Origin of the sequence: Janthinobacterium sp. FW305-129 (assembly GCF_020858115.1) — a bacterium.
In the GTDB taxonomy this organism is placed as follows: domain Bacteria; phylum Pseudomonadota; class Gammaproteobacteria; order Burkholderiales; family Burkholderiaceae_D; genus Janthinobacterium.
This window is the reverse complement of the sequence record NZ_JACYMM010000014.1, coordinates 58,076-72,852: the sequence shown is the minus strand read 5'-3', so window position 1 is coordinate 72,852 and position 14,777 is coordinate 58,076. Positions and strand designations below refer to the sequence as shown.

Sequence of the window (14,777 nt, the reverse complement as noted above, 5' to 3'; positions counted from 1 at the left end):
GCGGAGAAGCCCATGAAAGCGCAAGGCCTGTACGACCCAGCCAATGAACACGATGCCTGCGGCGTCGGTTTCGTCGCCCATATCAAGGGCAACAAGACCCATTCGATCGTCGAACAGGGCTTGCTGATTCTGAAAAACCTCGATCACCGGGGCGCCGTGGGCGCCGATGCGCTGATGGGCGATGGCGCCGGCATCCTGATCCAGATTCCCGACCAGTACTACCGCGAAGAAATGGCCAAGCAGGGCGTGGAATTGCCGCCGCCTGGCGAATACGGCGTGGGCATGGTCTTCCTGCCGAAGGAACACGCCTCGCGCATCGCTTGCGAACAGGAAATCGAACGGGCCGTGCGCATCGAGGGCCAGGTCGTGCTGGGCTGGCGCAACGTGCCCATCGATACGGACATGCCGATGTCGCCCACCGTGCGCGCCAAGGAACCGGTCATCCGCCAGATCTTCATCGGCCGCGGCCCGGACATCATGGTTACCGACGCGCTCGAGCGCAAACTGTATGTGATCCGCAAATCGTCGGGCCACGCCATCCAGGCCTTGAAACTGCTGCACGGCAAGGAATTCTTCGTGCCGTCGATGTCGGCGCGCACGATTGTCTATAAAGGCTTGCTGCTGGCCGACCAGGTGGGCGTGTACTACAAGGACTTGCAGGACGCGCGCTGCATCTCGGCCCTGGCCTTGGTGCACCAGCGTTTCTCGACGAATACCTTCCCCGAATGGCCGCTGGCCCACCCCTACCGTTTGATCGCGCACAATGGCGAGATCAACACGGTGAAAGGCAACTTCAACTGGATGCGCGCGCGCGAAGGCGTGATGAAGTCGGCCGTGCTGGGCGACGACCTGCAGAAACTGTTCCCGCTGATCTATGAAGGCCAGTCCGACACGGCGTGCTTCGACAATGCGCTGGAACTGCTGCTGATGGCCGGCTACCCGATCGCCCAGGCGATGATGATGATGATTCCGGAAGCGTGGGAAAACCACACGACGATGGATGACAACCGCCGCGCCTTCTATGAATACCACGCGGCCATGATGGAACCGTGGGACGGCCCCGCCGCCATGGCATTCACGGATGGCCGCCACATCGGCGGCACGCTGGACCGCAATGGCTTGCGTCCGGCCCGCTACATCGTCACGGACGACGACCTGGTGGTGATGGCGTCGGAATCGGGCGTGCTGCCGATTCCCGAGTCGAAAATCATCCAGAAATGGCGCTTGCAGCCCGGTAAGATGTTCCTGATCGACCTGGAAGCGGGCCGCATCATCGACGACCAGGAATTGAAAAACACCTACGCGAACGCCAAGCCCTATAAAGCGTGGATCAACTCGGTGCGCATCAAGCTCGACGAGATCAAGCTGGCCGAAGGACAAGCGAAACAGGACCGCGCCCAGGGCGAAAAAGCTCAGCCGTCGCTGCTGGACCGCCAGCAGGCGTTCGGCTATACGCAGGAAGACTTGAAATTCCTCATGGCGCCGATGGCACTGGCCGGCGAAGAGGCGACGGGCTCGATGGGCAATGATTCGCCGCTGGCCGTCATGTCGAACAAGCTCAAGCCGCTGTATAACTACTTCAAGCAATTGTTCGCGCAAGTGACGAATCCGCCGATCGACCCGATCCGCGAAGCGATGGTGATGTCGCTCGTGTCCTTCATCGGCCCGAAACCGAACTTGCTCGATACCAATAACGTCAACCCGCCGATGCGCCTGGAAGTGGCGCAGCCCGTGCTGGGCTTTGACGACATGGCCCGCTTGCGCAACATCAGCGCCCACACGGGCGGCAAGTTCAAGTCGTACGAACTGGACATCTGCTACCCGCTGGCCTGGGGCAAGGAAGGCGTGGAAGCGTGCCTGGCCTCGCTGTGCGCGGAAGCCGTCGACGCCGTGAAATCCGGCCACAACATTTTGATCGTCTCGGACCGCGCCATTTGCGCCGACCAGGTGGCGATCCCCGCGCTGCTGGCCACCTCCACCGTGCACCAGCACCTGGTGAGCAAGGGTTTGCGCGCCTCAACCGGCCTCGTCGTGGAAACGGGCTCGGCCCGCGAAACGCACCACTTCGCCTTGCTGGCAGGCTATGGCGCGGAAGCCGTCCACCCGTATCTGGCCATGGAAACCCTGGCCGAGATGGCGCACGGTTTGCCCGGCGACTTGTCGGCGGACAAAGCCATCTACAATTACACCAAGGCGGTCGGCAAAGGCTTGATGAAAGTCATGTCGAAGATGGGCATTTCGACGTATATGTCGTACTGCGGCGCGCAAATCTTCGAAGCCATCGGCCTGAACAAGTCGCTGGTGGACAAATACTTCAAGGGCACGGCCTCGAACGTGGAAGGCATCGGCGTGTTTGAAGTGGCGGAAGAAGCGCTGCGCCTGCACGCGCTGGCCTTCGGCAACGATCCCGTGCTGGCGGATAAGCTTGACGCGGGCGGCGAATACGCATTCCGCGTGCGCGGCGAAGACCATATGTGGACGCCGGACGCGATTGCCAAGCTGCAGCACTCCACGCGCAGCAACAATTTCTCCAGCTATAAGGAGTACGCGCAAATCATCAACGACCAGAGCCGTCGCCACCTGACCCTGCGCGGCCTGTTCGAGTTCAAGCTCGACCCGACCAAGGCCATCCCGCTCGACGAAGTGGAACCGGCCAAGGAAATCGTCAAGCGTTTCGCCACGGGCGCCATGTCGCTCGGTTCGATCAGCACGGAAGCGCACGCAACGCTTGCGGTCGCCATGAACCGCATCGGCGGCAAGTCGAACACGGGCGAGGGCGGCGAAGATCCGAACCGCTACACGCAGGAATTGAAGGGCATCCCGATCCGCCAGGGCGACACCATGGCGTCGGTGGTGGGCGCCGAGCAGATCGTCGTCGATATTCCGCTGCAGGAAGGCGATTCCATGCGCTCGCGCATCAAGCAGGTGGCGTCGGGACGTTTCGGCGTCACGGCCGCCTACCTGAACTCGGCCGACCAGATCCAGATCAAGATGGCGCAGGGCGCCAAACCGGGCGAGGGCGGCCAGTTGCCGGGCCATAAGGTGTCCGAATACATCGCCAGCCTGCGCTTTTCCGTGCCGGGCGTGGGCCTGATTTCGCCGCCGCCGCACCACGACATTTATTCCATCGAAGACCTGGCGCAGCTGATCCATGACTTGAAGAACGCCAATCCGCGCGCGTCGATTTCCGTGAAGCTGGTGTCGGAAGTGGGCATCGGCACGGTCGCCGCCGGCGTCACCAAGGCCAAGGCCGACCACGTGGTCGTCGCCGGCCATGACGGCGGCACGGGCGCTTCGCCATTGTCGTCCGTAAAACATGCGGGCACGCCGTGGGAGTTGGGCCTTGCTGAAACGCAACAAACCCTGGTCTTGAACGGCTTGCGCAGCCGTATCCGCGTGCAGGCCGACGGCCAGATGAAGACGGGCCGCGACGTGGTCATCGCCGCCTTGCTGGGCGCCGACGAGATCGGTTTCGCCACGGCGCCGCTGGTGGTCGAGGGCTGCATCATGATGCGCAAATGCCACTTGAACACGTGCCCTGTGGGCGTGGCTACGCAAGATCCGGTCCTGCGCGCCAAGTTCTCGGGCAAGCCCGAGTATGTCGTCAATTACTTCTTCTTCGTGGCCGAAGAAGCCCGCCAATTGATGGCGCAGCTGGGCATCCGCACGTATGACGAGCTGATCGGCCGCGTGGACTTGCTCGACAAATCGAAGGCGATTGCGCACTGGAAGGCGCAGGGGCTGGACTTCTCGTCCATCTTCTACAAGCCGGAAACCCCGGATGGCCAGGCTTGCCGCCACGTGGAATTCCAGGACCATGCGCTGGAAAAGGCGCTCGACCACAAGCTGATCGCGCAAGCGCGCGCGGCGCTGGAAAAGGGCGAGCGCGTCTCCTTCATCTCGCCCGTGCGCAACCTGAACCGCACGGTGGGCACCATGCTGTCCGGCGAAGTGGCGAAGAAATACGGCCACGCCGGCTTGCCGGACGACACCATCCACATCCAGCTGCAAGGCACGGCGGGCCAGTCGGCCTGCGCCTTCCTGGCGCACGGCATCACGATCGACCTGGTGGGCGAGGGCAACGATTACGTGGGTAAAGGATTGTCGGGCGGGCGCATCATCGTGCGGCCGAATACGGAATTCCGTGGCTGGGCCGTGGACAACATCATCATCGGCAACACGGTGCTGTACGGCGCCATTGCCGGCGAAGCCTTCTTCAACGGCGTGGCCGGCGAACGCTTTGCCGTGCGCAACTCGGGCGCCACCACGGTGGTCGAGGGCCTGGGCGACCATGGCTGCGAATACATGACGGGCGGCACGGTGGTGGTACTGGGCAACACGGGACGCAACTTCGCGGCCGGCATGTCGGGCGGCATCGCCTATGTGTATGACCCGGCCGGCGACTTTGCCAGCAAGTGCAACACGGCCATGGTCAGCCTGGACAAGGTCGTGTCGGCGGCGGAACAGCATCTGGACCGCGATGCCTGGCATACGCAGCACCGCGATGGCGTGCCGGAAGCGGACGAAGTCATCCTCAAGCGCCTGATCGAGCGTCACTTCAAGCACACGGGCAGCACCCGCGCCCGCGTCCTGCTCGACGACTGGGCCGCGGCGCGCGGCAAGTTCGTGAAAGTCTTCCCGAACGAATACAAGCGCGCACTGATCGAAATGGCGGCTGACGCCGCCATGGAAGTGCAAGCCGTCGCCGCCTGAGCCAGCTAGAACAATGATACGGGAGCGGCCAGGCCGCTCCCCGCCAGCCAAATACAAAGGAAACATCGTGGGTAAAATTACCGGCTTCATGGAATTCAAGCGCCAGGACGAACACTATCTGGAGCCTGCCGCGCGTCTGAAGAACTACAAGGAATTCGTGCTGCACCTGTCGGATGCGCAAGCGACCGTGCAAGGTGCGCGCTGCATGGATTGCGGCATCCCCTTCTGCACCACGGGTTGTCCCGTGAATAACATCATTCCCGACTGGAATGACCTGGTGTACCGCGGCGCCTACCGCGAAGCCCTCGACATCTTGCATTCGACGAATAACTTCCCGGAATTTACGGGCCGCATTTGCCCGGCGCCGTGCGAGTCGGCCTGCACCCTGGGCATCCACGAAGATCCGGTCGGCATCAAGTCCATCGAACACAAGATCATCGACATGGGCTGGGAGCACGGCTGGGTCACGCCGCAGCCGGCGGGTTTTAGCACCGGCAAGAAAGTCGCCATCGTCGGTTCCGGCCCCGCCGGCCTGGCGGCGGCGCAGCAGCTGGCGCGCGCCGGCCATGCCGTCACCGTGTTCGAGAAGAGCGACCGGGTCGGTGGCTTGTTGCGTTATGGCATCCCCGACTTCAAGATGGAAAAGTCGCACATCGACCTGCGCGTAAAACAGATGGAAGCCGAAGGCGTCGTCTTCCGCACCAGCGTGCTGGTCGGCAAGGACTTCCCTGCCCATGTCAACAACTGGGCCAAGGAAACCATTTTCCCGGAAGACCTGGAAAAGGAATTCGACGCCGTCATCATGGCCGGCGGCGCCGAGCAGCCGCGCGATTTGCCCGTGCCGGGCCGCGACTTGAAAGGCGTGCACTTCGCCATGGATTTCCTGCCGCTGCAAAACAAGGTCAACGCGGGCGACAAGCTCAAGGACCAGATCAAGGCCACGGGCAAGCACGTGGTGGTGATCGGCGGCGGCGACACGGGTTCCGACTGCGTCGGCACCTCGAACCGCCATGGCGCCGCCTCCGTGGCCCAGTTCGAACTGATGCCGCAGCCGCCGGAACAGGAAAACAAGCCGCTCGTCTGGCCCTACTGGCCGACCAAGCTGCGCACCTCGTCCTCGCACGAGGAAGGCTGCGAGCGCGACTGGGCCGTGGCCACCAAGCGTTTCGAAGGCAAGGGCGGCAAGGTGGAAAAGCTGATCGCCTGCAGAGTCGAATGGAAAGACGGCAAGATGAGCGAAGTGCCGAACTCGGAATTCGAGATGAAAGCGGACCTGGTCTTCCTGGCCATGGGTTTTGTTTCCCCAGTGCAACAAGTGCTGGAAGCGTTCGGCGTCGATACGGATGCGCGCGGCAATGTCAAGGCGACAACAGATGGCGCCGGCTGCTACCAGACCTCGGTGCCGAAAGTCTTTGCGGCCGGCGACATGCGCCGTGGCCAGTCGCTGGTGGTGTGGGCCATCCGCGAAGGGCGCCAGTGCGCGCGTGCCGTCGATGAGTTCCTGATGGGGGCATCCCTGCTGCCGCGCTAATTAACGAGCAATTGTTCGTTTTTTGACAGGGCCACGGCGCGGAGCGCGCCGTGGCCTTTCTTATTTTTACTTGTCAAGTCGACAGCCGTGAGTGCCATCGGATGGGTGCGCGATGCGCAGGTCAAATTTCCACTACAATATCTGACTTTCGATTCATTAGTGTTGTATTCTTCCCCTTTACGGGGCTGTCCCAAGGGGTGTCTCAGCAGAGGTTGGCGTTTCTGCACTACAATACGCCATTAAAATAGTGAGCTTCGTCGTGCCAAATCTTGTTGAGATCCGTGATTTACACTTTGCCTATGGAGAACGTTCGATTTTATCGGGCCTTCAAATGGATTTCCCACGTGGAAAAGTTGTGGCCGTCATGGGTGGCTCCGGCAGTGGCAAGACGACCGTACTGCGCCTGATCGGCGGGCAGCTGCGTCCCAGTTCCGGTTCCGTGAATGTGGACGGCCAGATCGTGCATACGCTGGGCACCGACGAGCTGTATCAGCTGCGCCGCAAGATGGGCATGCTGTTCCAGCACGGCGCGCTGTTTACGGACTTGACGGCGTTCGAGAACGTGGCCTTCCCCCTGCGCGAACACACGGACTTGAATGAAGAGCTGATCCGCACCCTGGTGCTGATGAAGCTGCACGCCGTGGGCTTGCGCAATGCGGCGCAATTGAAGCCGGCCGAGATTTCGGGCGGCATGGGCCGCCGCGTCGCGCTGGCGCGCGCCATCGCGCTCGACCCCGAATTGATCATGTACGACGAGCCGTTCGCCGGCCTGGACCCGATTTCCATGGGCGTGACGGCCAATTTGATCCGCAATCTGAACGATGCGCTGGGCTCCACGTCTATCCTGGTATCGCACGATGTGAAGGAGTGTTTCGCCATCGCTGATTATGTCTATTTTCTGTCATCGGGCAAGATCGTGGCGCACGGCACGCCGGCCGAGATGGCCGTGTCGACGCATCCTTACGTCAAGCAGTTCGTCAATGCCGAGGCCGATGGCCCCGTACCGTTCCATTATCCGGGCAAGTCGCTGGCCGATGACCTGGGTCTGCACGCGGGGGGCGGCCGATGATCGCGCGTTTCCTGGCGGCGATCGGAGCATGGTTGCGCAATGCGGTACAAGATCTCGGCTTTGCCGTGCGTTCGTTCTTTATCATCATCGCCTCGTCGGGCGGCCTGTGGCGCCGTCCGCGCCTGGTGATCGAGCAACTGTTTTTTATCGGTAACCGCTCGCTGGTGATTACCGCCGTCTCCGGCCTGTTTGTCGGCATGGTGCTGGGTTTGCAAGGCTATTACACCTTGACCACGTATGGCGCCGAGCAGTCGCTGGGCTTGCTGGTGGCGCTGTCGCTGACGCGCGAACTGGGCCCCGTCGTGACGGCTTTGCTGTTCGCGGGCCGCGCTGGCACCTCGCTGACGGCGGAAATCGGCCTGATGAAGGCGGGCGAGCAATTGTCGGCCATGGAAATGATGGCCGTGAACCCGATCCAGCGCGTGCTGGCGCCCCGTTTCTGGGCCGGCGTGATCGCCATGCCTATCCTGGGCGCCATCTTCACGGCCGTCGGCATCGTCGGCAGCTACCTGGTCGGCGTGGTGCTGATCGGCGTCGATGAAGGCTCGTTCTGGTCGCAGATGCAAGGCGGCGTGGATGTCTGGAAAGAGGTCGGCAACGGCACCATCAAGAGCCTGGTGTTCGGCATCGCGGTGACCTTCATCGCGCTGTTCCAGGGTTACCAGGCGCAGCCGACGCCGGAAGACGTCTCCGGCGCCACTACGCGCACGGTGGTGATTTCGTCGTTGATGGTGTGGTGGCTCGATTTCATGATGACAGCGTTGATGTTTAGCAAGTAATTGCTCATCAGCGACAAACAGCGGGCCTGGGCAGGATATTGCGCAGGCGGCAACAAGTAAAAATTATTTAGGATTGTTTATGCAACGTAAATCTTTGGATGTCTGGGTCGGCTTGTTCGTCTTGCTCGGTGTAGCGGCATTGATGTTTCTGGCGCTCAAGGCCGGCAATATGAGCTCGCTGTCTTTCAGCAAGACGTATACCATTACGGCCAAGTTCGACAATATTGGCGGCCTCAAGCCGCAGGCGCCCGTCAAGGGCGCCGGCGTGGTGGTGGGGCGCGTGGCGGAGATCCGCTTTGACGACAAGACCTACCAGGCGCTGGTGAAACTCGACATCGAAGATGGCTACAAATTTCCGAAAGACAGCTCGGCCAAGATTCTGACGGCCGGTTTGCTGGGTGAGCAATATATCGGCCTGGAAGCAGGCGGCGATCTGGCGAACCTGGCAGAGGGCGACAAGATCGCCCGTACTCAATCGGCCACAGTGCTGGAAGACCTGATCAATCAGTTCATCTACAGCAAGGCAGCGGAAGGAAAGGACAGCAAATGAGCGAGTCGACCAAACAATCCCAAGGCAGCCTGGCGCGTATCGGCCTGGCCCTGGCCATCGCCGCCAGCGTGAGCGCCTGCGCCACCGGCACCAATCCGCGCGACCCGCTCGAGGGTTACAACCGCGCGATGTTCAAGTTCAACGATACCGTCGACCAGGTGGCCCTGAAACCGGTCGCCACGGCCTACAAGACGGTCACGCCATCGTTCGTGCAAACGGGCGTGGGCAACTTCTTCGGCAACTTGTCCGACGTGTGGAGCGCCGTGAACAACTTGCTGCAAGGCAAGGGCGAAGCGGGCTTGCAAGACGTCGTGCGCGTCAGCATGAACTCGACCTTCGGCATCTTCGGCCTGATCGACATCGCCTCGCAGGCCGGCATTCCCAAGCACAGCGAAGACTTTGGCCAGACCCTGGGCTGGTATGGCGTGCAGCCTGGTCCGTACGTGATGCTGCCGCTGCTGGGCCCATCGACCGTGCGCGACACGGTAGCCCTGCCGCTCGATATCACGGGCGACCCATGGCGCTACAAGGATCCTGTCTCGGTGCGCAATATCGGCACGGTGACGCGCGTGGTCGACAAGCGCGCCGCGCTGCTCGACGCGACCAATCTGATGGAAGCGGCCGCGCTGGACCGTTATGAATTCATCCGCGACGGCTTCCTGCAAGCGCGCGAAAGCAAGGTCTTCGATGGCGATACGGACCGCCGCGACCGCAAAGTGCCAAAAAACGACACCAGCGATTACGAGCCGGAGTACGAGGCCAAACCGCAGCCTGCCAATGACGCGCCTGCGGCCACGGCCGCCGCCGAGGTGGCGCCAGCGGACCTCGTAACATCTGGTAGCAATACCGTTGCCTCCGAGGCCAGGCCTCAGGAGTAAACTCCGGTACAAGAACACCACGGCTGCGATCAACGCCAGCCGGTGCATAGCAACACCATGAAAGGTAGAACCATGAAATTGATGAAACAACTGCTGGCGATGGCGACCATCGCCTTTGCCACCGCGGCCCAGGCCGCACCCGCTGCCGAAGCGCCGGATGCCCTGGTCAAACGCATCAGCCAGGACGTGATCGACACGGCCAAGGCCGACAAGGCCATCCAGGCTGGCGATATCAAGCGCGTTACCGAATTGGTGGAAAGCAAGATCTTGCCGTACGTGGATTTCCAGCGCATGACCTCGCTGGCCGCCGGCCGCCACTGGCGCGACGCTACGCCCGACCAGCAAAAGCAGCTGGCCGCGGAATTCCGCACCTTGCTGATCTACACGTATTCGGGCGCCTTGTCGCAGATCAAGAACGAAACCGTGGAATTCAAGCCGCTGCGCGCCGACCCGGCCGACACGGAAGTGGAAGTGCGCTCGCAAGTGAATGTGGCGCGCGGCGAACCCGTGCCCCTGAACTACCGCGTGGCGAAAACCCCGTCCGGCTGGAAGATCTATGACATCAACGTGCTGGGCGCGTGGCTGGTGGAAACGTACAAAAGCAGCTTCGCCAGCGAGATCAGCAAGGGCGGCATCGATGGCCTGATCAAGACCTTGCAGGCAAAAAACAAGGCCCTGGCCAGCCGTCCCGCCGCCAAAGCCAAATAATCGGCTATCATATAGCTCCTGACCCAGCTCCAGACCAGCGCAGCCCGACGCCATGCCCGACTCTCTCGACACCTTGCAGTCCCTGACTTCCCTGACCGTGCACAATGCCACTTCGGCCTTGGAGCAGGGTCTGGACGCCATCCGCTCGGGTCAGACGAAGTTCGACTTGCGCAACGTCAAGGCCGTCGATTCGGCCGCCGTTTCCGTCATGCTGACGTGGCAGCGCGCCGCGCAGGAAGCGGGCGGCGTGCTGGAGCTGAAAAACCTGCCGAACAACCTGAAAAACCTCACCAAGCTGTATGGCGTCTGTTCGCTCGTGTCGAGCACCCTGACGGCCGACGACTGCGCCAGCGCCGGCGGCCACGCCGAGCGCAGCCCGTCCGACCTGCATCATCATTGATCCTGTCCCACTCCCCGCATCAGCAGTAGCTTTCAAGCCGGCAGGCCAGCAGCGCCGCCGGATTGATCTCCAAGTGTTCCACGAAGTTTCCAACTATAATTGACTGTTGCGCCACCCTCCACGGAAGGGGCGCCCTGCGCCGGCCTGCCAGCCTGGCTTTCCCCGGCAGCCGGCGCATCACACCAGACGCATTACACTTGAAACAAGCACATGACCGCAATTCAAATCACGAATGTAGAAAAGAGCTATAAATCGCTCAAGGCGCTGGGCGGCGTGTCGCTGGCCATCGAGGAAGGCGAGTTTTTCGGCTTGCTCGGCCCGAATGGCGCCGGCAAGACCACCCTCATTTCCATCATCGCCGGCCTGATACGCCCCGACGCGGGCACCGTCAAGATCCATGGCCACGACGTGGTCACGGACTTCCGCAACGCGCGCCGCAACCTGGGCGTGGTGCCGCAGGAGCTGGTGTTCGACCCGTTCTTCACTGTGCGCGAAACCCTGCGCCTGCAGTCCGGCTATTTCGGCCTGCCGAACAACGACAAGTGGATCGACGAGGTCATGGAAAACCTCGACCTGACCGGCAAGGCCGACACCAATATGCGCGCCCTGTCCGGCGGCATGAAGCGCCGCGTGCTGGTGGCCCAGGCGCTGGTGCACAAGCCGCCCGTCATCGTGCTCGATGAGCCGACGGCCGGCGTCGACGTGGAACTGCGCCAGACCCTGTGGAAGTTCATCTCGCGCCTGAACCGCGAAGGCGGCCACACGGTGGTGCTGACCACCCACTACCTGGAAGAGGCGCAAGCCATGTGCCAGCGCGTGGCCATGCTGAAAACCGGCAAGGTGGTGGCGCTCGACACCATGTCGGCCCTGATCCGCCGCATCGCCGGCTCGCAGCTGCAGCTGCACCTGAAACACGGCGCCTTGCCGGCCGACCTGCGGCACCTGGTGCTGCACCCGGAAGAACAGCAGGCGCCGAACAAATTCAGCCTGCGCGTCAACGAATACAGCGAAGTCGAGAAAATCCTCGCCCGCCTGCGCGAGGCGGGCGTCGAAATCGATGAAATGCAATTGCAACAAGCCGACCTGGAAGATATCTTCTTGCAGATCATGGATAAAGGTACCGTATGATTTCGACAGGATTTCGCACCCTCGTCTACAAAGAGACGCTGCGCTTCTGGAAAGTGGCGACGCAAACCGTGGCCGCGCCCGTGCTCACGTCGATGCTGTACCTGCTGGTGTTCGGCCATGTGCTCGACGGCCGCGTCGAGCCTAGCCCCGGCGTCAGCTATACGGCCTTCCTGATTCCCGGCCTGGTGATGATGAGCGTGCTGCAAAACGCGTTTGCCAACTCCTCGTCCTCGCTGATCCAGTCTAAGATCACGGGCAACCTGGTGTTCGTGCTGCTCACGCCCCTGTCGCACTGGGAAATCTTCTCGGCGTATGTACTCGCTTCCGTCGCGCGCGGCCTGGCCGTGGGCTTTGGCGTGTTTGCCATCACCTGCTGGTTCGCCGACCTGTCGTTTGTCGCCCCGCTGTGGATCGTCATCTTCGCGTTTCTCGGCGCCGCCATGCTGGGCACCATGGGCCTGATCGCCGGCATCTGGGCCGAAAAATTCGACCAGCTGGCCGCCTTCCAAAATTTCCTGATCATGCCGGCCACCTTCTTGTCGGGCGTGTTCTATTCGATCCACTCGCTGCCCGCCTTCTGGCAGACGGTATCGCACCTGAACCCTTTCTTTTACATGATCGACGGCTTCCGCTACGGCTTCTTCGGCACGTCCGACGTCAGCCCATGGCTCAGTCTTTCCATCGTCGCCGGCTTCCTCGTGATCCTGGCGCTGGCATCGATCCGCCTGCTGAAAAGCGGCTACAGACTGCGACACTAATTGCGCCATTGATTGCGGCACATCACATCACTACATTATTCAATATCAAGGACTTATCGTGACCACCACTCCAGAACTGATCCACGGCTACCTGTCGGCCGGCCTCGAATGCACGCACCTCGAAGTGGAGGGCGATGGCCAGCACTTCCAGGCCGTGATCGTTTCGCCCGCGTTTGCCGGCAAGCGCCTGATCCAGCGTCACCAGATCGTCTACGCGGCGCTGGGCGACCGCATGCGCGAAGAAATCCACGCGCTGTCGATGAAAACCCTGACACCTGAAGAATTCCAAGGATAAGCACATGGACAAGCTCCTCATCAACGGCGGCAACCGCCTGAACGGCGACATCGCCATCTCCGGCGCGAAAAACGCCGCCCTGCCCATCCTGTGCGCGGGCCTGCTGACCGCGGGCGACCTGGACCTGACCAACGTGCCGCATTTGCACGACGTGGCCACCATGCTCAAATTGCTGGGCCAGACGGGCCTGAAAGTGCAGCAGGACGGCGACCGCGTGGTCTTGAATGGCAGCGCCATCGACACCCTGGAAGCGCCGTATGAACTGGTGAAAACCATGCGCGCCTCGATCCTCGTGCTGGGCCCCATGCTGGCGCGCTTCGGCGAAGCCAAGGTGTCCTTGCCGGGCGGCTGCGCCATCGGTTCGCGCCCCGTCGACCAGCACATCAAGGGCCTGGAAGCGCTGGGCGCCGAGATCCGCATCGAAGCGGGCTACATCTACGCCAAGTGCGCCAAGCTGAAAGGCGCGCGCATCGTCACCGACATGATCACCGTCACCGGCACCGAGAATCTGCTGATGGCCGCGACCCTGGCCGAAGGCGAGACCATCCTGGAAAACGCCGCCTGCGAACCGGAAGTAACCGACCTGGCGCACCTGCTGGTGGCCATGGGCGCGAAGATCGACGGCATCGGCACCAGCCGCCTGGTGATCCAGGGCGTCGACGCCCTGCACGGCGCTTCGCACGCGGTGATCGCCGACCGTATCGAAACGGGTACCTTCCTGTGCGCCGTGGCGGCCACCGGCGGCGACATCACCTTGCGCAACGTGCGCACCGATATTCTCGACGCGGCGCTCGACAAGCTGCGCGCCATGGGCCTGACGATGACCTTCGGCGCCGACTGGATCCGCGCCGAGATGTCGGCCCGTCCGAACCCCGTCAGCTTCCGCACCACGGAATACCCGGGCTTCCCGACCGACATGCAGGCGCAGTTCATGGCCGTCAACACGATTGCGAATGGCGCCAGCCGCGTCACCGAGACGATTTTCGAGAACCGCTTCATGCACGTGCAGGAAATGAACCGCCTGGGCGCCGACATCACCATCGAGGGCAACACGGCCATCATCGCCGGCGTCAAGCAGCTGCGCGGCGCGCCCGTGATGGCGACCGACCTGCGCGCTTCGGCGTCGCTGGTGATCGCCGCCCTGGCGGCCGACGGCGAAACGCTGATCGACCGCATCTATCACCTCGACCGCGGCTACGACCGCATGGAAGTCAAATTGTCGGCCGTCGGCGCGAACATCGTACGTATTAAATAACAAGGAACGAGCATGAACGGATCGAACAACGGCGACAGCTCCCAGCTGATCCTGGCGCTGTCAAAAGGCCGCATTTTTGAGGACACCATGCCGCTGCTGGAAGCGGCCGGCATCAAGGTGCTGGAAAACCCGGAGACCTCGCGCAAGCTGATTTTGGCCACCAACGATCCGAACGTGCGCGTCATCATCGTGCGCGCCAGCGACGTGCCGACCTACGTGCAGTACGGCGCGGCCGATTTCGGCGTGGCGGGCAAGGACGTGCTGCTGGAACACGGCGGCGAAGGCCTGTACCAGCCGATCGACCTGAATATCGCCTCCTGCCGCATGTCGGTGGCGGTGCAGGCCGGCTTCGACTATGAAAAAGCCGTGCACCAGGGCGCGCGCTTGCGCGTGGCCACCAAGTTCGTGCACACGGCGCGCGAGCATTTCGCCGCCAAGGGCGTGCACGTCGACCTGATCAAGCTGTATGGCTCGATGGAGCTGGCGCCTTTGGTCGGCCTGTCCGACGCCATCGTCGACCTGGTCAGCACGGGCAGCACCTTGCGCGCGAACAACCTCGTCGAGGTCGAGCACATCATGGAAATTTCATCGCGCCTGGTGGTCAACCAGGCGGCATTAAAGCTCAAGCGCGAGCGCTTGCAGCCGATTATCGAGGCATTTGAGCGCGCTTCGCAAACTGCCTCGCAAGCCTAGACAACACATTCAGTAGCAGA

The 14,777-nt window shown here is 62.2% G+C and carries 13 protein-coding genes; all 13 read left to right on the top strand.

Annotated elements, in window-relative coordinates:
- Window positions 1–12 precede the first annotated feature (12 nt).
- The 13 genes from IGS61_RS24795 (at window position 13) to hisG (ending at window position 14,757) form a co-directional block, all read left to right on the top strand.
- On the top strand, window positions 13–4,713 hold the full coding sequence (locus IGS61_RS24795; protein ID WP_230542030.1) for a glutamate synthase-related protein: 4,701 nt from the start codon (window positions 13–15) through the stop codon (window positions 4,711–4,713).
- 67 nt (window positions 4,714–4,780) lie between these two features.
- The gene (locus tag IGS61_RS24790; RefSeq protein ID WP_230542029.1) at window positions 4,781–6,244 is read left to right on the top strand and encodes a glutamate synthase subunit beta; all 1,464 of its coding nucleotides are present in this window, start codon (window positions 4,781–4,783) and stop codon (window positions 6,242–6,244) included.
- 259 nt (window positions 6,245–6,503) lie between these two features.
- The gene (locus tag IGS61_RS24785) at window positions 6,504–7,313 is read left to right on the top strand and encodes an ABC transporter ATP-binding protein (RefSeq protein WP_230542028.1); all 810 of its coding nucleotides are present in this window, start codon (window positions 6,504–6,506) and stop codon (window positions 7,311–7,313) included.
- A complete protein-coding gene (gene mlaE / locus IGS61_RS24780; RefSeq protein ID WP_230542027.1) occupies window positions 7,310–8,092 on the top strand; it encodes a lipid asymmetry maintenance ABC transporter permease subunit MlaE in 783 nt (260 codons plus the stop codon). Before IGS61_RS24785 ends, mlaE begins: the two co-directional genes overlap by 4 nt.
- Window positions 8,093–8,171: 79 nt before the next feature.
- The gene (gene mlaD, locus IGS61_RS24775) at window positions 8,172–8,642 is read left to right on the top strand and encodes an outer membrane lipid asymmetry maintenance protein MlaD (RefSeq protein ID WP_070219660.1); all 471 of its coding nucleotides are present in this window, start codon (window positions 8,172–8,174) and stop codon (window positions 8,640–8,642) included.
- Window positions 8,639–9,520 (top strand): MlaA family lipoprotein, encoded by an 882-nt coding sequence (locus IGS61_RS24770; RefSeq protein WP_230542026.1) that lies wholly within the window; start codon window positions 8,639–8,641, stop codon window positions 9,518–9,520. The genes mlaD and IGS61_RS24770 overlap by 4 nt, the downstream gene beginning before the upstream one ends.
- 72 nt (window positions 9,521–9,592) lie before the next feature.
- A complete protein-coding gene (locus IGS61_RS24765; protein ID WP_230542025.1) occupies window positions 9,593–10,228 on the top strand; it encodes an MlaC/ttg2D family ABC transporter substrate-binding protein in 636 nt (211 codons plus the stop codon).
- Window positions 10,229–10,280: 52 nt separating this feature from the next.
- Window positions 10,281–10,628: an STAS domain-containing protein gene (locus tag IGS61_RS24760; RefSeq protein WP_230542024.1), complete on the top strand. Its 348-nt coding sequence runs from the start codon at window positions 10,281–10,283 to the stop codon at window positions 10,626–10,628.
- Window positions 10,629–10,838: 210 nt separating this feature from the next.
- On the top strand, window positions 10,839–11,756 hold the full coding sequence (locus IGS61_RS24755) for an ABC transporter ATP-binding protein (RefSeq protein WP_230542023.1): 918 nt from the start codon (window positions 10,839–10,841) through the stop codon (window positions 11,754–11,756).
- Complete coding sequence (locus tag IGS61_RS24750) at window positions 11,753–12,514, top strand: ABC transporter permease (protein WP_076569463.1); 762 nt, start codon at window positions 11,753–11,755, stop codon at window positions 12,512–12,514. The genes IGS61_RS24755 and IGS61_RS24750 overlap by 4 nt, the downstream gene beginning before the upstream one ends.
- Before the next feature lie 58 nt (window positions 12,515–12,572).
- Window positions 12,573–12,809, top strand: a complete 237-nt coding sequence (locus IGS61_RS24745; protein ID WP_034753824.1) for a BolA family protein — start codon at window positions 12,573–12,575, stop codon at window positions 12,807–12,809.
- Window positions 12,810–12,813: 4 nt separating this feature from the next.
- Entirely contained in the window at window positions 12,814–14,064 is a 1,251-nt protein-coding gene (gene murA, locus IGS61_RS24740; protein WP_070257789.1) for a UDP-N-acetylglucosamine 1-carboxyvinyltransferase, read from the top strand.
- A 12-nt stretch (window positions 14,065–14,076) separates the two neighbouring features.
- The gene (hisG, locus tag IGS61_RS24735; protein ID WP_035823105.1) at window positions 14,077–14,757 is read left to right on the top strand and encodes an ATP phosphoribosyltransferase; all 681 of its coding nucleotides are present in this window, start codon (window positions 14,077–14,079) and stop codon (window positions 14,755–14,757) included.
- The last annotated feature ends 20 nt before the right edge of the window (window positions 14,758–14,777 follow it).